At 34.3% G+C, this 20,077-nt stretch carries 18 protein-coding genes; 8 read left to right on the top strand and 10 right to left on the bottom strand.

From position 1 onward, the window contains the following. The gene (locus BMS_RS01900; RefSeq protein ID WP_014243096.1) at positions 1 to 723 is read right to left on the bottom strand and encodes a dolichyl-phosphate beta-glucosyltransferase; all 723 of its coding nucleotides are present in this window, start codon (positions 721 to 723) and stop codon (positions 1 to 3) included. 65 nt (positions 724 to 788) lie between these two features. On the opposite strand from BMS_RS01900, the gene BMS_RS01895 reads away from it, so the two are divergent. The 4 genes from BMS_RS01895 to BMS_RS01875 all read left to right on the top strand — a co-directional run bounded on the left by BMS_RS01895 (position 789) and on the right by BMS_RS01875 (position 6,148). Further along, positions 789 to 1,760, top strand: a complete 972-nt coding sequence (locus BMS_RS01895; RefSeq protein WP_014243095.1) for a glycosyltransferase — start codon at positions 789 to 791, stop codon at positions 1,758 to 1,760. A 233-nt stretch (positions 1,761 to 1,993) separates the two neighbouring features. After that, a complete protein-coding gene (locus tag BMS_RS01885) occupies positions 1,994 to 3,274 on the top strand; it encodes a glycosyltransferase family protein (protein ID WP_083885931.1) in 1,281 nt (426 codons plus the stop codon). After that, positions 3,274 to 4,776, top strand: coding sequence for a glycosyltransferase family protein (locus BMS_RS01880; protein WP_014243093.1), 1,503 nt, complete (start codon positions 3,274 to 3,276; stop codon positions 4,774 to 4,776). Before BMS_RS01885 ends, BMS_RS01880 begins: the two co-directional genes overlap by 1 nt. A 388-nt stretch (positions 4,777 to 5,164) precedes the next feature. Further along, the gene (locus tag BMS_RS01875; protein WP_157868218.1) at positions 5,165 to 6,148 is read left to right on the top strand and encodes a hypothetical protein; all 984 of its coding nucleotides are present in this window, start codon (positions 5,165 to 5,167) and stop codon (positions 6,146 to 6,148) included. Here BMS_RS01875 and BMS_RS01870 read toward each other — a convergent pair. Genes BMS_RS01870 through rfbH form a run of 7 tightly spaced genes read right to left on the bottom strand, consistent with a single transcriptional unit; the run spans position 6,070 to position 13,913 of the window. After that, entirely contained in the window at positions 6,070 to 7,503 is a 1,434-nt protein-coding gene (locus BMS_RS01870; protein ID WP_014243091.1) for an ArnT family glycosyltransferase, read from the bottom strand. The genes BMS_RS01875 and BMS_RS01870 overlap by 79 nt on opposite strands. After that, positions 7,493 to 8,926, bottom strand: coding sequence for a DUF2079 domain-containing protein (locus BMS_RS01865; RefSeq protein WP_014243090.1), 1,434 nt, complete (start codon positions 8,924 to 8,926; stop codon positions 7,493 to 7,495). The genes BMS_RS01870 and BMS_RS01865 overlap by 11 nt, the downstream gene beginning before the upstream one ends. Further along, positions 8,904 to 9,758, bottom strand: coding sequence for an NAD-dependent epimerase/dehydratase family protein (locus BMS_RS01860; RefSeq protein ID WP_014243089.1), 855 nt, complete (start codon positions 9,756 to 9,758; stop codon positions 8,904 to 8,906). The genes BMS_RS01865 and BMS_RS01860 overlap by 23 nt, the downstream gene beginning before the upstream one ends. Continuing rightward, positions 9,724 to 10,836 carry a CDP-glucose 4,6-dehydratase gene (rfbG, locus tag BMS_RS01855; RefSeq protein WP_157868217.1) on the bottom strand — a complete coding sequence of 371 codons (1,113 nt, stop codon included), beginning with the start codon at positions 10,834 to 10,836 and terminating at the stop codon, positions 9,724 to 9,726. Before rfbG ends, BMS_RS01860 begins: the two co-directional genes overlap by 35 nt. After that, complete coding sequence (gene rfbF, locus BMS_RS01850; protein WP_014243087.1) at positions 10,821 to 11,597, bottom strand: glucose-1-phosphate cytidylyltransferase; 777 nt, start codon at positions 11,595 to 11,597, stop codon at positions 10,821 to 10,823. Before rfbF ends, rfbG begins: the two co-directional genes overlap by 16 nt. 10 nt (positions 11,598 to 11,607) lie before the next feature. Then, entirely contained in the window at positions 11,608 to 12,627 is a 1,020-nt protein-coding gene (locus BMS_RS01845; RefSeq protein ID WP_014243086.1) for a GDP-mannose 4,6-dehydratase, read from the bottom strand. Then, positions 12,624 to 13,913 carry a lipopolysaccharide biosynthesis protein RfbH gene (gene rfbH, locus BMS_RS01840; RefSeq protein WP_014243085.1) on the bottom strand — a complete coding sequence of 430 codons (1,290 nt, stop codon included), beginning with the start codon at positions 13,911 to 13,913 and terminating at the stop codon, positions 12,624 to 12,626. The genes BMS_RS01845 and rfbH overlap by 4 nt, the downstream gene beginning before the upstream one ends. Before the next feature lie 98 nt (positions 13,914 to 14,011). On the opposite strand from rfbH, the gene BMS_RS01835 reads away from it, so the two are divergent. From BMS_RS01835 to BMS_RS01820, 4 genes are all read left to right on the top strand, one after another. Beyond that, entirely contained in the window at positions 14,012 to 14,713 is a 702-nt protein-coding gene (locus BMS_RS01835; protein ID WP_014243084.1) for a glycosyltransferase, read from the top strand. Between the two features lie 3 nt (positions 14,714 to 14,716). Further along, positions 14,717 to 16,090: an undecaprenyl-phosphate glucose phosphotransferase gene (locus BMS_RS01830; protein WP_014243083.1), complete on the top strand. Its 1,374-nt coding sequence runs from the start codon at positions 14,717 to 14,719 to the stop codon at positions 16,088 to 16,090. Then, a complete protein-coding gene (locus tag BMS_RS01825; protein ID WP_014243082.1) occupies positions 16,080 to 17,066 on the top strand; it encodes a glycosyltransferase in 987 nt (328 codons plus the stop codon). Before BMS_RS01830 ends, BMS_RS01825 begins: the two co-directional genes overlap by 11 nt. A 313-nt stretch (positions 17,067 to 17,379) precedes the next feature. Beyond that, positions 17,380 to 18,291, top strand: coding sequence for a lipopolysaccharide biosynthesis protein (locus BMS_RS01820; protein ID WP_157868216.1), 912 nt, complete (start codon positions 17,380 to 17,382; stop codon positions 18,289 to 18,291). On the opposite strand, the gene BMS_RS01815 is transcribed toward BMS_RS01820, so the two are convergent. Together BMS_RS01815 and BMS_RS01810 are read right to left on the bottom strand one after the other, a co-directional pair. Next, positions 18,269 to 19,141 (bottom strand): glycosyltransferase family 2 protein, encoded by an 873-nt coding sequence (locus BMS_RS01815; RefSeq protein ID WP_014243080.1) that lies wholly within the window; start codon positions 19,139 to 19,141, stop codon positions 18,269 to 18,271. The two genes, BMS_RS01820 and BMS_RS01815, sit on opposite strands and share 23 nt — an antisense overlap. 6 nt (positions 19,142 to 19,147) lie before the next feature. Next, positions 19,148 to 20,074 (bottom strand): NAD-dependent epimerase/dehydratase family protein, encoded by a 927-nt coding sequence (locus BMS_RS01810; protein WP_014243079.1) that lies wholly within the window; start codon positions 20,072 to 20,074, stop codon positions 19,148 to 19,150. Positions 20,075 to 20,077: the final 3 nt, after the last annotated feature.

Genomic DNA, 20,077 nt, shown 5'->3' with positions numbered 1-20,077 from the left:
CTAACCTTTATATTTTTTATAAATTTTAAAAAGCTCCATCGGTGCCTTAAAGAAATCCAAAGGAGATAACTTTGATCCAGCCACATCTACCCAATGATTTAGAGGTATTTCATAAATTCTCTCTGAAGCATTTTCATTCTTTTGACAGTATCTAAACAGGAGCTCTACATCGAAAATCCAATAAGAAATGAAGTTCGACAGAAATAAATCTTTCACGATTGATGCCTTGAAGAACTTTGCACCACACTGAGTATCATACACGGGAAGCTTTAAAGATACACTTGCAACGGTTGCGAATAACCGACCTAATAAATGTCTATACCACTTCCGCTCAATATGACCTCCGAGCCTGAGGACTCTTGAGCCCATAACAATATCATATTTATTTTCCCTCAAGGGAGTACTGAATTGATTCAACTCACTTAATGGGGTGGCCAAGTCAGCATCCCAAAAACCAATATATGAAAAATCGTTTAAAGTTAAAGCATGCAAGAAGCCTTGTCTCACCGCTTCTGCTTTTCCTCCATTTTTCTCAAGGTTTAAAAAACTCATATTCTCATATTGAGCTGTTAGCTTCTCGAGTAAAAAAGGTGTCCCATCCACTGAACCATCATTAACGAATAAAATATGGTAACCGACATTTGAGGCTGCAAATTTACTAAATTCATGAATATCAAGTCGTCGCTCCTCGTTATAGCAAGGAATGACTAGGCATATGGACATACTAAACCATTAGTTTAAAAGATTAACTATTCATTTATATCATTTAAAGTGGTAATAATTAAAGAATGAAAATTGTTTTTGAACACAAAGGGATACTACCTGTAAAAAAATATGGTGGTATTGAGCGCATACTCTTTTGGCATATGAAAGAACTCGCTAAAAGAGGTCATGAAGTCATTCTTTTTGGGCACCCAGAGTCAGATGTTGAGAGATTTGGTATAACTCTCCTTCCTGGTGTAAAGCAGGCTCAAGACCTAGATGACCTCATTCCTGATGATGCAGATATTGTTCACCTTACTTACAACTATATTCCAAAAACCAAAGTTCCCACTATTGTGAATATGCAGTGCAACGGAAAAATTGGGGAAAAGTTTCCAAGAAATTCAGTTTTTGTATCTAAGAAACATGCTGAGAACCATGGAGCTGAGGTCTTTATACATAATGCGCTGGATTTCTCAGAGTACCCTTATAATTCAAAAAGCTCTAAATCACTCGAGAGCTTTTTATTTCTCGCCAAAGGCTCTTGGAGTGTCAAAAATCTAAAACACTGCATTAAGGCCTGTAAAAAAGCCAAAAAGAATCTGCATATTGCAGGTGGACGAAGCCTTCTTCCTTCAAAATATATTCACTCTCATGGAATGGTTGGTGGTGAAGAAAAACTCGCAGTTATGAAGAAGTGTGATGCTTTCTTATTTCCTGTGAGATGGCACGAGCCTTTTGGAATTGCAATTATCGAGGCTATGGCAATGGGGATGCCTGTACTTGGAAGTCCCTACGGATCACTTCCAGAGATAATTCAACCAATCGCAGGAAAAATTTGTCATAATTACGAGCAGCTTCTAAGTGAAATCTCCAAAAAAGATAGCTCATATGAACCAGACAAGATTAGAGAATATGTTGAAGAACACTTTAGCATAGAGAAACTCACTGACGAGTACCTTAAACTTTATGAAAAAGTCATTTCAGGAAATTGCCTGCACAAAGAAGAGCCAACTTGGCAATTGCCTCAAGACTCAGAAGACTTATTGGAATACTAATGCAGACACCCAATCTCTTCCCCAGTTTAGCCTCAACAAAAGACTTACTCCTAGGTAAGTATAAAAAGTGGTTCTTGCTAGGGTTTATTGTACATTTAATCGCCGCTTTTTTTTCGGAAGGCTATCTACAATATGATGAGCATTTTGAAATCATAGAATTTTTAAGTTTTAAGTTAGGTATTACCCCCGAGTCTGCACTAACAATGGAATACGGGGAGACTATGAGGCCTTAGATTCAGCCTTTTCTCTACTACCCAGTTATTAAATCACTGCAATTTATAGGTATTGAAAATAGATTTGTTTGGATAACTATACTAAGACTTATATCCTCGCTAGTAGGCTTTTATTCCATAATTCTCCTCTCTCTCTACACCTTAAAGATCTCCAATAAAGAATGGCAAAAGAAGTGGATAATTATTCTACTAAATCTGCTCTGGTTTATACCATTCATACATGCCAGAACATCGAGTGAAGCAGTCGGAGGCTCATTATTTACTATAGGCTTTTGTCTTTTGCTTTATAAAATAATTGATAATAGTTATCAAAAGACAGACCTCAAAGTGCACCACTCCCTAATAATCGGACTGATTATGGGACTCTCTTTTCAAATGAGATATCATATTGGCTTTATGATTCTATTCTGCTTTTTATGGGCCCTAATATTTCATAAACTAACAATTAGATCATTATTCGTATTATCACTTGGAGTAGTCTTTGCCATACTTCTTGGGATAGGTGTTGACTATTGGGGGTATGGGAAGTGGACCCTAGCGCCCTATTGGTACTACCATCAAAATATAGTTCTTAAACTTGCAAATAAATGGGGAGTAAGTCCATGGTGGGGATACTTTAAAAGTACATTTGAAAAAGGTGTATTTCCTATATCATTACCTCTTATTATTGCAGGGTTAATATTTTGGATGAGAAAGTGGAAGCATGAACTAACTTGGCTAACTCTCTCTTTTTTCTTTGTACACAGCTACGTGGCCCATAAGGAGCTGAGGTTTCTATTCCCTATTCTAATCTACTTCCCAGTTATGCTTATACTTCTATTAGATGAGTTCAAATTTAAACAATCTAAACTATCTAAATTTTCTTTAAAATTAGTATTTACAGTAAACCTTATACTGCTGGGGCAAGCTATCTTAAGACCAGTTCAGACTTCAATACCATTCTACAAATGGGCATATAACAACCCTTTCAAAGAGGTTTACGTTGTTGGAGATTTGAAGCCTTATGGAGTTGCTGCACTGGATATGCATTTTTATAATTTTCACTACCCTACTGAAAAGTTTATTTCAGAACACGAACTAGAAAATAATATTAGAGATCTATTAATAAATAACGAAGAAATTCTAGTCTTCGCTAGTCGTGGAAAAAACTACTTTAAGCTTATAAATAACTCTTTATGTGAAATACAATATATGAGTATACCTCAGTGGACCCTCAGTATTAATATTGGAAGTTGGATTTCACGTTCTGAATTATGGTCAATTTTCAGGTGCAAGAACTAATGTTTGAAAAATTAATAAATAGTGACTCCAAAGAATTATTTAAAAAGTTATTGATCTTCAGTATTGGTTTTCACATCCTAGCGGTTATATTTTCAGAAGGATTCCACCGCCCAGACGAACACCTAGGAATGTTAAGGTATGTTTTCGTTAAGCTTGGTCAATACCCTATAGATGAGCTTTCCTGGGAATACCCTGTAAAAATTAGAAATTGGGTTCAGCCTGGACTGTACTATTTTCTACTAAAGCCCTTTTATACACTTGGATTAACAAACCCATTTATTTTAACTTTTATACTTAGATTAGTGACCTCTGCATTTTCTTTCTATACATTGTACCGCTTCTCTATATTCTCCAAGAGTTTCTTAAAATCTACTCAATCGCAAAATTTTGCGAATATATTATTCTATGGTCTCTGGTTCTTCCCATTTATACACGCGAGAACAACAGCTGAGAACTTCGGCATGAATGTTTTTGCAATCGCCCTAATGCTATTAGTTGAAAAGTCACATATTCAAAATGTCAGAGAAGCTAAAGCAACTCTTCTTAATAAGAAAAGTTCCATTCCTGTTTTGCAGTCCATTGTAGGAGGCTTCCTACTTGGGATGTCTGTAAACTTCAGAATTCCTCTCGCCCCAATGCCTTTCTTTCTAATTCTATGGCTATATCTTTTTGGCGACATTAAGCTGAAGTCTATTCTCCTGATACTGAGTGGGACACTGATATCCATTCTATTTACTATCGGCTTTGATACTTGGGGCTATGGAGAAATCACTTATAGTACCTGGAATTATCTTTACCAAGAGTTCACTAGAAATGTTTCAAGTGGGTTTGGAACTTCTCCATGGTATTATTACATCAGTAAGACTTTTTCAAAAGGTGTGCCTCCATTTAGTATTGCAATTATCCTAGCTTTTCTTACTCTCTGGTTAAAGTACCCTAAGAATATTCTAACTTGGATTACTCTCCCTGTTTTTGCTCTACACTCAGCAATAGGGCACAAAGAACTGAGATACATATTTCCTCTCACTATTTTTATTCCTATAGTATGTGCTTTTATTTTTGAGAAATATTCCCACTATTTAAATGCGAAGTGGCTCAAGAAGGTCTTTTCTCTTTGTATCGTTGTAAACCTGATTTTCTTATTTATATCATCTCTAAAACCAGCTTATACCCCAATAGACATATATAAGTTCTTATATAAGAAAAGTGACAGAATCAATACGTTGTATACATATAAAAATCACCAAAGAGATGTTCTAAAAATTTATCTGAAGAATAATATTAAGTTCATAACTCTTAACTCTGACGAAGAAACTGAAAAAGCGATTCTGTCAGAAAAAGAAACTTGGTTTCTTGTTGAGAAAATCTCCGATTTTAATTTCTTTGAAATGAAAAGTTGTGTTCAAGAGTTTAGCACTTACCCCAATTGGTTCACTAATATGTTTAAAAAAGTACTAAAGAGATCTAAAGCTTGGACTATATATAGGTGCCTAAATGAATAACTCAATAAAACTAAACATAAAGTTTTATTTCCCATTAATATTTTTCTGTCTTCTTGCATATAGCCTTAGAAGAACTCATGGATTTATCAAAACTAGCCACCTCATCTACTTGTCTACAGCTCTTGTCGTCTTCACATTGCTTCACTTTAAAAATATTAAATATTCATTCAATGAAAAAATTACTCCAATCCTGACATCAATCTTTAGTCTTATTCTTTCACTTAAGCCTGATCTATTTTACCCAACAAACCAATATGCTCTTTTAGGTATACAGCTATGTAGTGGAATTATTTTCACAGGATCAATCTACACACTACTTTTTTTTTCAAACATAAAAAAGAGGTTAATTCTTAATCGCATTTTTTCAATCTCATTTATTCTTATAGCTATGTCCTACATATTAACAATAGTTTCATCGTCAAACCCTATCACTGACGTCTTTGTCGTAACAATGGAGGGAGCAGATTTTCTGAAACAAGGACTTAACCCATATATTCAATCTTATACTGATATCTTTAAAGGGAGATATGGTTATGTTGCTGGATATGTATACTGGCCAGGAGTCCTCTTATCACTCAGTCCATTCAAATGGATTTTTGGAGATGTGAGATATTCTTATATATTCTTTCAATTACTTACTTTATTAATTCTTTATAGATTATCACTAAAGCTTGGCTATAGTCGACTTCAAGCGAAGTCCTTTCCTTTACTCTGGTCTTTATTCCCAGTTACATTTTTTGTTCTTGAACAAACATGGACGGAAAACTTAATTATACTTCAGCTTTGCATACTTTTTTTCTTCCTAAACTTAAAAAAGTTCTCCTATGCAGCAATTGCACTTGGTTTATTATGTGCAACGAAGCAGTACAATATCTTCCTGGCCATTCTTTCATTCTTCTATGTCTACAAGAATTCAAGCTTACTTGGAGCAGCAAAGTATACCTTAATTGCTATTACCAGCTCTCTTTTAGTTTTTCTCCCATTTTTAATTTGGGATTATGATTCTTTTCTTCAAACAACTCTTCTAGATGTACTCAAATATCAACCAAGGGGAGACTCTCTCTCTTGGTACTCTTGGCTCTTCTTTCATTATAAGGTTAAAATCCCTGGTTATTTAACCGGTATAATATATTTCACACCTACAGTTCTTGGGGCCATTTACTTAATGAAGAAAGCTCATTCAAGTATTACAGATCTTCTTTTTTTTATAGTAATTAACTACTGTATCGTTTTTCTTTTTGGTAAGCAGGCTTTTTGTAACTACTACTATCTAATTGCCTTTATGATTTTGCTCTACTCAATCTTTCGCTTTAAAGATTTTTTAGGCACCCAGAATTTTAAATCTGACTCCACTGACATAAGTGGTTTATAGCTCTTTTTCAATTCAGAACTCATTAGACTTCCTCTTGTTACAAAGAGCGTATCTGATAAACTAAGGGCTTTCTTTCGTGCTTCATCAGAGTTTAGATTATAAGGATTTGCTCCATACAAGTAGGAACTCAATCCAGATATTGCCCAATAGCTATATGAATTATCTACAATGACCCAATTTCTTGGAACCCTTTCAAGAGATTTAAATAATTTAGAGATTTCATATACTTCCTTATCTCGCTTAACCTTATTTGTAACACCTAATGGGAATAAAACGACAAATGAAATAATAAGAATTGCGACATAAGATATTGTCACCCTCTTTAGATTTTTTTCAACTAAAGAGTAGACAGAGAACCCTGCTAAAATAGAAAGAAAGGGGTAAATTGGGATAAGATAATGCGAATACTTGAATTTCATACATGACAAAATCAACAAATAACTTACAACGCATACTAAATTAAAAAAATAAAACTCTCTGAATTCCTTAATTCTTCCTTTAACAAAGAGATAAACACTTAAAAGAGTTAAAAAACATATATGTGGAGCTGATTTTAGTAGGTGAAAAAAGTACAGAAAGAAGTTAAGCTCAGTCTCTCCCCTGCCAGATATTGCAGTCGAAAATAATTGAAAATCCAAATAGCTTAAGAAAATATCAAATCGCCCAATTGAAAAAAGCGATATTGGCCACAAAGAAAAAACAAGCCCACCAACAATAAAGGCCACCCAAATTTCCCTTTCCAGTAGAAACCTTAGTGATTTTCTTACCATCAACTGATGAATAAATACGAGAGGCAATATAAGTACTCCAGAAAGTCCTTTAATCAGTAATGATAACCCCCAAAATAATCCACTCAACGCCATAGTCTTCGAAGATCGATTTCTATAGGCTTCAAAGTAGATTAAAAGACATGTTAAATAAGAAAAAAGTAAAGCTTGATCCATATTAGGAAAGCGAGACTTTTTCATTAGACTGGGTAAAGTTAAAAGAAGAATGCTACTTACGGATGCAAGAATGCTATTATAGTTTTTCTTTATAAAGTGAAAGGTAATCAATGCTGAAGCAAGTACCCACAATGACCCAAATATTCTTGCTGCAGCAAAACTACTTCCAAAGAGCTTGAAAAAAACTCCCTCTAATATAAAGAAAAGTGGTGGATGGTGAGAGAATTCATGAAACTGGCTAGCAGATTGAGATGGTATTAACCAACTATCCCAAGGAAAATTCTTTCCAAGCGCGGCATATAGATATCCATCATGAAAAAAACCCCAGAGGTTTATTGAGTGCCCATAAAAGATTAAGAATGTACAAATCAGTAATAACTCTTTAGAGTATTTCTGCAGTCTATTTAACACTCACACACTCTTTGGGAAAATCTCCTTCTGCAAAGTAGAAATAATCATCATTCATTAATACTTTATTAGAGAATTCATGGCACTTCTTTATTGCAAGATCAACTTCTTCTTTAGTCATTGGATAAACATCCCCATGATTATTCTTTTCAAATAATACGTAATCAAATTTATCTGGCAAGGTCACTAAAGTATATGGAGGGTATACTTTTAAACCAGGCTTTAAAATCATCTGAATAACTCCTCCTGTAGATAAAAATATTTTATCATTGGAAATATTCTTCATCTTATTTTTAATTAGTTTTGTACTATCTAACTTTGCATCAACTACTCGACAGTTTTTACCTTTTCCTAACACAAGGAATCTAAAAAACTTTGTATAACGAGAAGAGCTAGTTATTAAAAATAAAAAAATCGTTAAATATAGAACTTTCTTATTTTCAATTAACTTCCAAAAATCATCATCAAAGCAAAGATAAGCAATTAACACAGACATAAATGGTGGGCCATAGTGAAAATGAAACTTCCCAGAAATAATATGTATTGCAAAAAGAGGGATCAACATTAGAAAACAAGGAGTGAACAAGGTATCTAATTTTCTTTGCTTCGACTTTATTATCAAAATGACAGGAATAATGAAAGGTGCAAATATTTTTAAAGGAACCATCCAATCGATACTTATAATTTTTTGATAAGTGAATAAGATAGGGTTACTTAAAATTCCCTCTACGATCCAGCCACCATAATCATGCACAGGTCCAATAAAGGTCGGTCTTATTTTAAAAATAAAGAGTAAGTAAATGACACTGAAAGATAGTAAGACACTGCCTAGCTTTACTTCTTTTTTTACTAAATAGTACAAGGAGAGCATAAAAATAGAAAAAGGGTAAGATTCTCTAAATAAGCAAACGAGAACTGAGCAAATAATAATATAGTAGTTATTTTTCTTATTAATACCATAAACAAGTAAGAACCAAGCAAACATTGACCAAGTTCCTGGATGAATTGGAAATTCTATTGCACTCATAACGCCTTTTGAAAAGACTATCATAAACACTGCAAATAGAGCTCTCCCCAATCCTCTTGGTTTAACATAAAGAAATGTAACAATGATAAAGGTTATATAGTAAAACCACTCTAAAAATATCATTGAAAATGGACTATAGTTTGAAATCCAGACGAATGGAATGGATGTAAATATAATCGGCATGAAGTGGTCATTAAAAATATTTAATCCGCGAATAGTAAGATAAGGATTCCAATTGCCATCAGCCATATTGATGAAAGCCTGTTGATAAAGACCAAGGTCATAAGCATGGAAGCAGTTATACAACACACCCTTTAGATTCACTATTAATGGTAGAAATATAAATGCGACAAGTAGGCTTGAAAGAGCAATTAGTTTATTTTTCTTTAAGTAGATCACGTATTCCTTCCTCTAGACTAAATTCTGCAGCCCACCCTATATCCGTTAATCTTTTTGTATTTGCAACTGAGTACATAACTTCATTTTCTCGATATGGGACATCTCCCCACCTTAATTGAGTCACACTATTCCCTACGATCTCTTTAATCTTAACTACAACATCTTTTAATAGAATTTCTCTTCCCGAACCAATAGAGTAATCTCCCGAATTATCGGATTTTAAGATGTAGTGCAAAGCAGATATGACATCTTTATAGTATATAAAATCTCTGATCTGCTCACCCTTAGTTAATCGGATAGAGTTCACCTTCTCCTGAAAAGAACGAACTAAAAACTCGATAAAGCTTCCATCTTTAGGACCAAAAAAGTGCTCTAATTTTAAGTTAACAATAGTTCTAGAAGAATACTCAGAGGTGAGTTTTGAATAAAACTTATTCTTTGATTTCGCATAAAAGTTAACATCTGAACTCAGCGAGGTTCCAAAGTTATAAATAACACAGTTTTCTGAAAGTTTTTCGATTACCATCATGGGAAAAGAAATATTAATGGCCTCCATCTCACTATTAGTTTCTCCATTTCTTCCATAGCAAGTCGCAAGGTGAAAGAAATAATCATATGAAGGCTCTATAGAATTTAAGTCATCGATTAAAATATAAGATAGCTGATCTGAGACATCTTCAAGCCTTGATAATGATGAGCTTTTTCTTATTATTATAGTTACAGAGAAGCCAATACTTAGTAAGAATCGCGAGACATGACTTCCGAGGAAGCCCGTCCCACCACTAACCAGAGCTCTCTTACTTTGTCCAAGCAAGTGACTTCTCTTTTGCACATGCTATATAGTTATTAAGGTCGAGCTCTGTCTTAATCTCATTATTTTCATAATATTCTTTATACCAAAGAATTGTATTTTTAAGAGCATCTTCTACATTCCAGACAGGAATCCATCGTAAATTTCTATATGCTTTAGTACAGTCGAGCTTTAAGAGACCTGCTTCATGTAAGACCTCTTTCGGTCTCTCAATTCTATAGTCAATCGTCTCCCAATACTTACGCAAAATAGTAACAACTTCTTCAACATTGACATCCTCAGTAACAGATGGCCCAAAGTTGTACGCATCAGCAAAAGATTTGTCTTTCTCAATAAGCTTTTGCCCTATCATCAGATATCCTGAAAGAGGTTCAAGAACATGCTGCCAAGGTCTCGTAGAGTATGGACTTCTTATGGAAACAGGGTTTCCATCAACAGAGGCCTTTACAATATCAGGAATTAATCTATCTAATGCCCAATCTCCACCACCAATAACATTACCAGCTCGAACAGTGGCCATTAGAACATTATGATCAGAGCCGTACTTATTTATATTAAAATATGACTCTCTATACGAGTTAGTCATAATTTCCATTGCAGCTTTAGAAGCAGAATAAGGGTCTTTTCCACCAAGTTTATCGTTCTCTCTATATCCCCAATCCCATTCATTATTTTCATAAACTTTATCAGTAGTAATTGTCACAATCGACTCTACAGATGGAGTTTTCCTACAAGCTTCATAAACTCTCATCGACCCAATTACATTTGTTTCAAATGTTTCAATTGGTTCTTTATAAGATAGTTTTACTAAAGGCTGAGCTGCCATATGGAATACAATATCTGGTTGAAATCCACTTAGCGCGGACTCCAGAGAATCTTTATCTCGAATGTCCCCTATAGTTTCTTGAATATTTAACTGTAGCTTTTCAATATGATTAGGAACTGTTGGTGCTTCCAAAGAATAACCATAAACTTCTGCTCCCATTTGCGTTAGCCAAAAGCACATCCAAGAACCTTTAAAGCCAGTATGCCCAGTTACAAAAACCTTTTTTCCTTTATATACTCCTCCAAAGAGGTTTTGATTTACCAAGTTTTCCACTTTGCCTCTCCAGATGACCACATCTCAGTTAATGCGTTTTTATCGGCAAGCGTGTCCATACACTTCCAAAAACCGCTATGTCTATAACAGTTAACTTCATTAGAGCTTGCAAGGTTTTCAAGAGGAGATCTCTCAAAAATCGTTTTATCGCCTTCTGTAATATAGTTGAAGACTTCAGGCTGACACACAAAGAAGCCACCATTAATCCATCCTCCTTCACCTTTTGGCTTTTCTTTAAATGCCGTAAGTTGTTCAGAAGAATCAAACTCTAGTGCACCAAATCTACCAGCTGGCTGGACAGCAGTCATGGTACATAAACGATTAGATGATTTGTGACTTTCAACCAATGCTTTTATGTCGACATTAGAAACGCCATCACCATAAGTAAGCATAAATGGCTCATTTCCAACAAAGTCCTGAGCTCTCTTAATTCTTCCACCAGTTAATGTTCCATCCCCTGTGTCTAAGCACGTTACTTTCCATTTTTCAACACCGTCGCTGCTAATTGTTTCCATAGAGTTATTAGCAAGGTCAAAAGTAACTGAACTCTCTCTAACGAAGTAATTTGCAAAATATTCTTTAATACAATGACCTTTATAACCACAAAGGATTACAAATTCATTAAAGCCATAAGAAGAGTAGTGTTTCATAATGTGCCAAATAATTGGCTTTTCACCTATTTCAACCATTGGCTTTGGCCTAATTCCCGTCTCTTCACTAATTCTAGTTCCATAACCACCAGCAAGTATTAATACTTTCATATATATCTCCTTAAATTGTTTTTACCCATTCAATCATTTTTCTCAAACCTTCAGCTGTCTTAACTTTCGGTTCCCATCCAAAATACTCTTTTGCCTTAGCAATATCCGCAACGAACATTTTCTGATCACTTTCTCTTGGTGCTAATTCTTTGTAATCAAGCTTTATTCCCATCTCATTCTCAAGATGAGCAAAGAGCTCCAATATAGATAAACTATTATCCATACCGCCACCAATATTAAATGACTGACCTTTTGTTTTCTCAATATTCTCCACGGCAGCCCAATAGCACTTCACTATGTCTTCAGAAAAAAGAACATCTCTTACTTGCTTTCCATTTCCTTGAATCGTGAATGGCTCTTTTAAATTTCCACGTTGTGTTTCGACTGCTCGAGAGACAAACCAACCAATCCAGCCTTGATCAAATGTAGAAAACTGCCTTCCCCCAAAAATTGATGAATGTCTAAAAACAACTGTTTTTAGGCCAAAGCACTTTGCCCAGTCCTTCATATACTGATCAGCTGCACCTTTTGAACATCCATATGGTGTAGTAAAGTCCAGTCCAATCGACTCAGGTAGCCCCTTTGGAAATTTAGGTATAGAGTATCTAGTATCACTTTCGTGATATTCTAAATGCTCTAAATCCCCGTAGACTTTGTTTGTAGAGGAGTAAACGATTGAAGCATTAGGGCAATGATCCCTTACGGCCTCTAGTAAGTTGAATGTTCCACCTACGTTAATATCGAAGTCAAATCTTGGTCTCTCTAGAGATGTCGTCATCGCAACTTGTCCAGCAACATGAAAAATCACATCAGGCTTCTCTGACTTAATACAGAACTGAACATCATCTCTATTTCTTATATCGTTTCTATAGAATTTAAATTCTCCAAGCGACCTAAGCCATTCAAGATTTTTTTCAGTTCCATGACGGTATAAGTTATCAAAAATAACTAGTTCATCACCTCTTTTTAATACTTCTGCAGCAAGGTTTGAGCCTAGGAATCCACAACCACCTGTAATAAGATACTTCACGACATCTTCTCTCTTATTTTATCAGCAATATAGTCTAAATGCTCTTCATTAAGCCCCGGCCAACAGCCTACCCAAAAAGAATTATTCAGAATATAATCAGTATTTGGAAGCTCACCGATAACTCTTTTCTCAACTCCTTCATACAAAGGCTGCTTAACTAAGTTCCCAGCAAAAAGCTGTCTCGTTCCAACCTTATTGTCTTCTAGGAACTCACATAACTCTTGCTTTGAGACTCCACTCCCCTCTTTTACTGAAATTAGAAAGCCAAACCAACTGGCTTCACAACCTTCAGTTGCTTTAGGAAGAATTAGCTTATCTTCAAGGCCTTCTAATTTAGATTTCAAGTAATCAAAGTTAGAGTTTCTCTTCTTAATGAACTTTTTGATTTTCTTTAATTGAGATAATCCAACAGCTGCCTGCATATCAGTAACTTTTAAATTATACCCAATATGAGAGTAAGTGTATTTATGATCAAAGCCTTTAGGAAGTTCACCCAGCTGATAAGTAAATCTCTTACCACATGTATTATCTACACCAGGAGGACACCAACAGTCTCTTCCCCAGTCTCTAAATGATTCTATAATTTTTTTAAGTCTTGGGTTTGAAGTTAAAACAGCCCCTCCTTCACCCATTGTCATATGGTGAGCTGGATAAAATGAAACTGTAGCGATATCACCATATGTTCCGGCCATTTTTCCATCAAACTTTGCCCCAAGAGCATCGCACGTATCTTCTATTAACCAGAGACCATGCTTATCGCAGAATTCTTTAACTGACTTTACATCGAACATATTTCCAAGTGTATGAGCAACCATAACAGCTTTTGTTTTTTTAGAAAGAGCAAGATCAAGTTGGGATATATCAAGCTCATATGTTTCAAGCTCAACATCAACAAAGACAGGAATACAACCATGCTGAACTATAGGGTTCACAGTAGTAGGAAACCCTGCTGCAACAGTGATAACTTCATCGCCAGGCTTAATCTGTCTATCGCCCAACTTCGGAGAAGTAAGCGCAGCAAAAGCTACAAGATTGGCAGAGGAGCCAGAATTCACAAGCAGGCTAAATCTCTGGTCCATAAAGCTAGCAAACTCTTTTTCAAATTGCTTATGATACCTTCCAGCAGTAAGCCACATATCTAATGAAGCATCAATTAAGTACTCCATATCATCTTCATCCATTACTTTTCCCGATGGAGGAATGTAGCTTTCTCCAGGAATAATTTTCTTCTTATTTAGTTCTTCTTTAAAGAACTCACGTGACTTAGCAATAATTTCACTGCGCATTCAGTAACTCTCTTTGTCATTTACGAATTTATTTAGGGATTAATTTATCAAAATAATAGTGTATATTTAAGAGAATACTTACATAAAAGAGAAATTTAATGGAATTAACTAAAGATTTAAGCGTTATTCTCCCGGCGTACCTAGAAGAGGAGAATTTAAGACTTCTTTTGCCAAGAATCACAAAAGTCTGTTCAGAAATTACATCAAGCTATGAAGTCATAGTTGTAGACACAGAAGCTTCCATGGACGGCACTCCAAATGCTTGCGCTGAGTCTAAGGTTGAGTACTTCAATAGAACTGGTGGTAATACATATGGAGCAGCTATTCGAACAGGTATATCCATGGCCAATGGAAAGAAAATTATCTTTATGGATGCTGACGGGTCGCACCATCCAGAGTTTATTAAAAAACTCTATCATGAAAAAGACGGCTCTGATGTCATCATTGCGTCAAGATACATGGAAGGTGGTCACACAGAAAATAGCCCTATTTTGATATTAATGAGTAAAATTGTAAATTGGGGCTTTGCTTTTGTCCTAAATATAAAGTGCAAGGATGTTTCAAATAGCTTTAGACTTTACGATGGTGAAAAGCTGAAAGAGCTTACACTTAAATGTGAGAACTTCGATATTGTTGAAGAAGTTCTCTACAAATTACTCAAGAAAAATAAGGGACTTAAAATTAAAGAGATCCCCTTCAGCTTCAAGCAACGCATGTTTGGAGAAACAAAGAGAAATCTACCAAAGTTCATCATGACTTATATTTTCACTCTAATTAAGCTTAGGTTTATGAAGGTTTAACTCATGCTTAAAGAAAGCGAGAAGACGTTTGCACTTTTGCAAAGAATTATAGACTCAACAATCATCCTCATTGCATGGCTTATAGCTTATTATGTAAGATTCAATTTTATACCAGATGGCCAACAAGGACTATTTTTAGATTTTTTTAAAGTTGGACTTATATTAATACCTATTTCACTATACTTCTTTGACAAGTTCGAACTCTATAAATCTCAAAGGTTTTCATCACGCTTTATTGAAATTCTCAATACATTAAAAGCCAACTTCTTTAGCTTTATTGCTCTTATCGTTATCCTATACTTTTTAAAGTTTGAAAGACTTTCTAGAATTCACCTAGCAATTTATTTTTCAATTTCATCCACAATATTACTAGTTACAAGAATTACGATTAGAAATTTTCTTAGAACTCTAAGAGCAAAAGGAAAGAACTTAAGACATGTATTACTTGTGGGTGACGGAAAAAATATTGAGAATTATTATCATGCTGTAAAGAAATATAAAGACAGTGGAATATCTTTCATGGGATGGATTGATCCCCCTAGTGACACATCCATACAAGTTGAAAAAATAACTCAAAGCTATGATGAGTATTCGAAAAATATAACTCCAGATAGTATTATCTTATCTTACGATTCAAGTAGTATAGATAAGCAAAAAATGTTTCTACAAAAGAATTATAACGATATTGTTCCAATTCAGCTTCTTCCTGATCTCTCTTTCTCTCTAGTAGGGCATCAAATTGAAGAGTTTGCAGGGATACCAATTCTTACCTTTAATCAGCCATCATTTTCTTCATTTGAACTCTTTCTAAAGAGACTTTTTGATTTTTTAGCTTCACTCATGGGCCTTCTTATAATCTCCCCTTTCATGCTTATGCTCTCAATTGGGGTTAAGCTTTCAAGCCCTGGCCCTATCTTTTATGGACAAGAAAGAGTTGGAATCAATGGAAGAAAGTTTAATATGTGGAAATTTAGATCAATGAGAGTTGCTAATGACAATGAAGATCAGACAACCTGGTCATCGAAAGAAGACCCTAGAAAAACAAAATTTGGCTCATTTATTAGGTCCACGAGCTTAGATGAGCTACCTCAACTTTGGAATGTATTAATAGGTGATATGTCTTTAGTTGGACCAAGACCAGAGAGAACATTCTTTGTGGAGAAGTTTAAAAATGAAATTCCAAACTATATGCTTAGACATAAAATGAAAGCTGGTATCACCGGCTGGGCGCAAGTAAATGGTTGGCGAGGAGACACAGATCTCTCAAAAAGAATTGAATGCGACATTTACTATATAAGAAATTGGTCGCTGATTTTAGACTTTAAAATTCTCTTACTCACATTTGTAAAGGGCTTTATCAATAAGAATGCGTATTAATAAGAATATATTATATATTTCTGCAAGATCTGATACAGGAGGAGGTCCTAAACACCTTTATGACCTTGTAACTCATATAGAAACAAGTCATGTGTATATTGCAGCCCCCTTAGAAGAGCCTTATGGCAAACTATTTATTAAAAATTCAAAAGGCTTTCTTAAACTTCCTCACAGAAAATTTCAAGTCAATACATTCTTCAAATTATTAATTTTCTGTAAAGAAAATAACATAAACACCATTCATTCCCATGGTAGAGGCGCTGGTATATACTCGAGACTCTTAAGCCCTTTCGGTTTTGATGTAATTCACACATTTCATGGTGTTCACAGGCCAAAAAACTTAAAAGAAAGAATCATTATCTTTATAGAGTCTATACTTAAGTTTTTTACAAAGAAGTTTATCTCTGTCTCAGATAGTGAAATGAAAAATGCAATCAATTTAAACCTTGCCAATGAAAGAGATCTTGTCGTTATTCCAAATGGGATAAATACATCGAAATTTAAAAATATTCCTTTAGGCCCATCAAATACGATAGGAACGATCTCAAGACTAGACCCTCATAAAAATAACTTAGAACTGGTCCAATTTATGGAAGAACTTCCTCACCTTAAGTTATTGATTGCTGGAGATGGTGAAGAATGGGAGTACCTGAATAGCATTGCCCCAAAGAATGTTGAATTCCTTGGAAAAATAGAAGATATCCCTAAATTCTTAGAACGAATATCGATTTTTGTAAGTGCTTCAAAGGGTGAAGGCTTACCTTACTCTTTATTAGAGGCAATATCTTCAAATAGAAAAGTTCTCGTAAGTAATGTAACTGGACACAAAGATCTACTGACACAGGATTACCTTTATGAACTAGGCAACAAATCTTCATTTTTAAATAAGATTAACAATGCAAGATCAGCCCAATTTCAAAATAAATACGAAATAAAAAACTGTATATTAGAAACAGTAAAAGTCTACAATGAATAAGCTCATTTCTAATATACTTAAAATACTCTCAAAAGAAACTATGAAGAGTATCAATATTACTTTAACGGGAAAAGTACTTACAACCTTTATTGGACTTTCTACTATCACATTGCTTGCCCGTAGTTTAAGTCTCGAGGATTTTAATAAAGTTACGATTTGTTTTGTAATGATAGAGCTACTAAATTTTATTAGTATACCTGGTGGAAATATACTGTTGAATAAATCAATTCATCACAAAAAAGTTGGCGTTTATAAGAGTATATATCGGTTCTCGTTTTATACTTCAGTTCTTTTTTCATTTTTTATAATCACTATGGCAGTAGCCCTAGGTAACATCTTTGAAATTCAGAGTAAATACTTTGATATTAAACTAATTATTTTCTCGCTGGTTTTTATAAGCTTAAGAACTTATGAGAAACATCATGACGTCTTACCTGCATTTAAGAGGTTTAAAGAATTAACTTATCTCTTAGTATTTTCATCTCTTCTAAGGTTTTCTGGACTTGGACTTACGGCTTATTTCACAAAGAATATTAATATTGTTCTCATTGGAGGAGTATTCTATCAATTTACTTTAAGCTATTTAAGCTATAGTACTTGTAAAAAATATTTGAAAGAGTCCAATGAGAAAATAGATTATATTAAAGAATCATTACAGCTTACACTTACTCACTTTGTTACTATTAGTTGTAATTCAATTGATAAAGCATTTGTCAGTTTTATAAATCCATCCTTAATTGGTCTATATGAAGCTGGAACTATGTACACTTTTAAATCTCAAGAATTTGTAAATACTATTAGCAATACTATTACAAACTCTTGGGCAGACTATGGTAAGAATGAATTCGTTGTAAGATACAACAGAAATAAATACCTCCTCCTGTTTTCAGGATTAGTTTTCTCATTACTTCTCTACTTAAGTGCTGACTTCTATATTCCCCTTTTGCTTGGAGATAACTATATTGACTCCATCCCAATTGCAAAGACTTCCTCAATACTGATATTTTTAAAGATATCAACGTACTTTTATTCAAAATATATTCTTATTTTTCAAAATATAAAAGAGTACAACAAGAAAATTATTATAAGTAGAACAATATTACTCGTGACTTGCTTCCCTTTTATTCATTATTTTGGACTAAAAGGGGCAGTATATAGCCTTATATTCTCAGAACTAATTCTTCTCTTAATGATTAGAAAAATTAAAAACCTAGGGACAATTTAAGTCCGAAGTAGAAGGCCTTCAACTTTTGCTTTAATGTATCTAATCTATAAAAAATTTCGAAGTATACTCGTGAACTTTGAAGTTCTCCGCACTTGTGAGCCTGTCTTGTAATCTCATATTGAACAAATGCTTTATGCTTTGAAGTTAATTCAGAAGGGACAAATGCAGAGTATTGTGAATATAAAAATTTATATCTTTCAATATACTCAGGAGAAGGATTTGAGTTATTCCCTTCTCCTACCCAATAGTAACCTAAACACATATCTATAAATTCAAATTTTTCAGTCACTCTTGAAACTCTTATCCACAAGTCATAGTCTTCGACTCCAAAAAGTTTCTTTGAGTTACTCAATCCTCCTGCTTTCTTTATTATAGATGACTTTATCACGACACTCGAATTGATGATTTCATTTCCATGTAACATAAAATCATTAAAAACAGGCCTTGAGAGCTTTCTAGAGTACTTTACTTCCCCTGACTCTCCTTTCGAAGTGTATATTTCCATTGGATGATAAACAATATCTGCTCCATCAATTAGTTTCAAAACACAAATCTCAAGCTTATCTTTTTTCCAAAAATCATCACTATCAAGAAATGAAATATACTCTCCACTGGCCTCCTCTAACCCTTTATTACGACTTGCTCCAATAACTCCATTATTATTAAAGTTAATAATTTTAATTCTAGGGTCCTGAAAGCTATTTACAACATCAATAGTGTTGTCCGAAGAGAAGTTATTCACAACTATCGCCTCCCAATCAGAAAAGGACTGGGAAATTAAAGAAGTAAGGCATCTTGAAATAAGGTGGGCATGATTGTATGTTGGAATTATAATTGAAACAATGGCCATTGGATCCTACTCTTTAAAATTATCTTTACAAAAAAGTAGCATTCTATCTATCTCCTCTTTAATATTATTTTCTAGTCTAAAGCCTGTCTTTTTGAGTTTTTCTATTGAGATATTTAGCTCTTCACTAGCTTCATCACTATTCAAACTGGGAGTTATTATTTCAGGCTTAAACCCAAGTACAGCTTCACATCGTTCTTGAATAAAAGTAGTCATATCTATTACCCTCATCGAGTTCTCCCCTCCGAGGTTAAATAGTCCATTTTCAATTTTATCTATATCTAAGTTTACGAAATGTTCAACAGCTCTTGAAACATCAGTAAGCGTTATAAAGTCCCTCTTCTGTACACCTGAGCTTTTAAGGTGGAGCTCTTTAGTATGAACAACTTTTTTACATAGGTCATTTACTAGTAATGTCCATCTATTAACAGACTTTTTTTCTGGTGCACCGAATGAGTTCGTCAATCTCAGAACAACGGCTTCCACATCTCCCTTATCATGAGCTGTAAAAAGGTAATCTTCTACAAACTTATGTGTATAAGAATAGGGGTGAGTAGAACGAGTAGCTGTTTCTTCGAAGATATTACCTACAAGAGGAGACATATAAACATGTGCAGTTGAAAAGTAAATTATTCTTCTTACCCCAGCTTCGATCGCATCTCTAATTAGTTTAAAACTACCGAGAGTATTAACATTCAAAGCCTTTTCTGGATCCTGTGCACACACCACTTCATTAACACTTGCCAGATGAACAAGTGTATCTACATCTCTGACTTTATCAAAAAGGTTAGAGTCATCACACAAATCAAAATAAATAGAGTTGGAGGAATCTTTATTAGTAGAAGTTGTAACTACTTCAAACTTACTACTTTTTCTCAGATAGCTGGTAACTCTACCTCCAACATATCCTTCTCCTCCAGTTACAAGAATTTTCACAAT

The organism is Halobacteriovorax marinus SJ, assembly GCF_000210915.2.
Lineage (GTDB): Bacteria > Bdellovibrionota > Bacteriovoracia > Bacteriovoracales > Bacteriovoracaceae > Halobacteriovorax > Halobacteriovorax marinus.
Note: the sequence above shows the minus strand (reverse complement) of the source record. Positions and strands in the feature narration are given on the sequence as shown.

Bases quoted from the DNA above. Each gene is read 5' to 3' on its own strand.
- BMS_RS01830 (WP_014243083.1), top strand. From the start codon at position 14,717: ATGCTTAAAGAAAGCGAGAAGACGTTTGCACTTTTGCAAAGAATTATA.
- BMS_RS01835 (WP_014243084.1), top strand. From the start codon at position 14,012: ATGGAATTAACTAAAGATTTAAGCGTTATTCTCCCGGCGTACCTAGAA.
- BMS_RS01880 (WP_014243093.1), top strand. From the start codon at position 3,274: ATGTTTGAAAAATTAATAAATAGTGACTCCAAAGAATTATTTAAAAAG.
- BMS_RS01900 (WP_014243096.1), bottom strand. From the start codon at position 723: ATGTCCATATGCCTAGTCATTCCTTGCTATAACGAGGAGCGACGACTT.
- rfbH (WP_014243085.1), bottom strand. From the start codon at position 13,913: ATGCGCAGTGAAATTATTGCTAAGTCACGTGAGTTCTTTAAAGAAGAA.
- BMS_RS01875 (WP_157868218.1), top strand. From the start codon at position 5,165: ATGTCCTACATATTAACAATAGTTTCATCGTCAAACCCTATCACTGAC.
- BMS_RS01815 (WP_014243080.1), bottom strand. From the start codon at position 19,141: ATGGCCATTGTTTCAATTATAATTCCAACATACAATCATGCCCACCTT.
- BMS_RS01825 (WP_014243082.1), top strand. From the start codon at position 16,080: ATGCGTATTAATAAGAATATATTATATATTTCTGCAAGATCTGATACA.
- BMS_RS01895 (WP_014243095.1), top strand. From the start codon at position 789: ATGAAAATTGTTTTTGAACACAAAGGGATACTACCTGTAAAAAAATAT.
- BMS_RS01820 (WP_157868216.1), top strand. From the start codon at position 17,380: ATGGCAGTAGCCCTAGGTAACATCTTTGAAATTCAGAGTAAATACTTT.
- rfbF (WP_014243087.1), bottom strand. From the start codon at position 11,597: ATGAAAGTATTAATACTTGCTGGTGGTTATGGAACTAGAATTAGTGAA.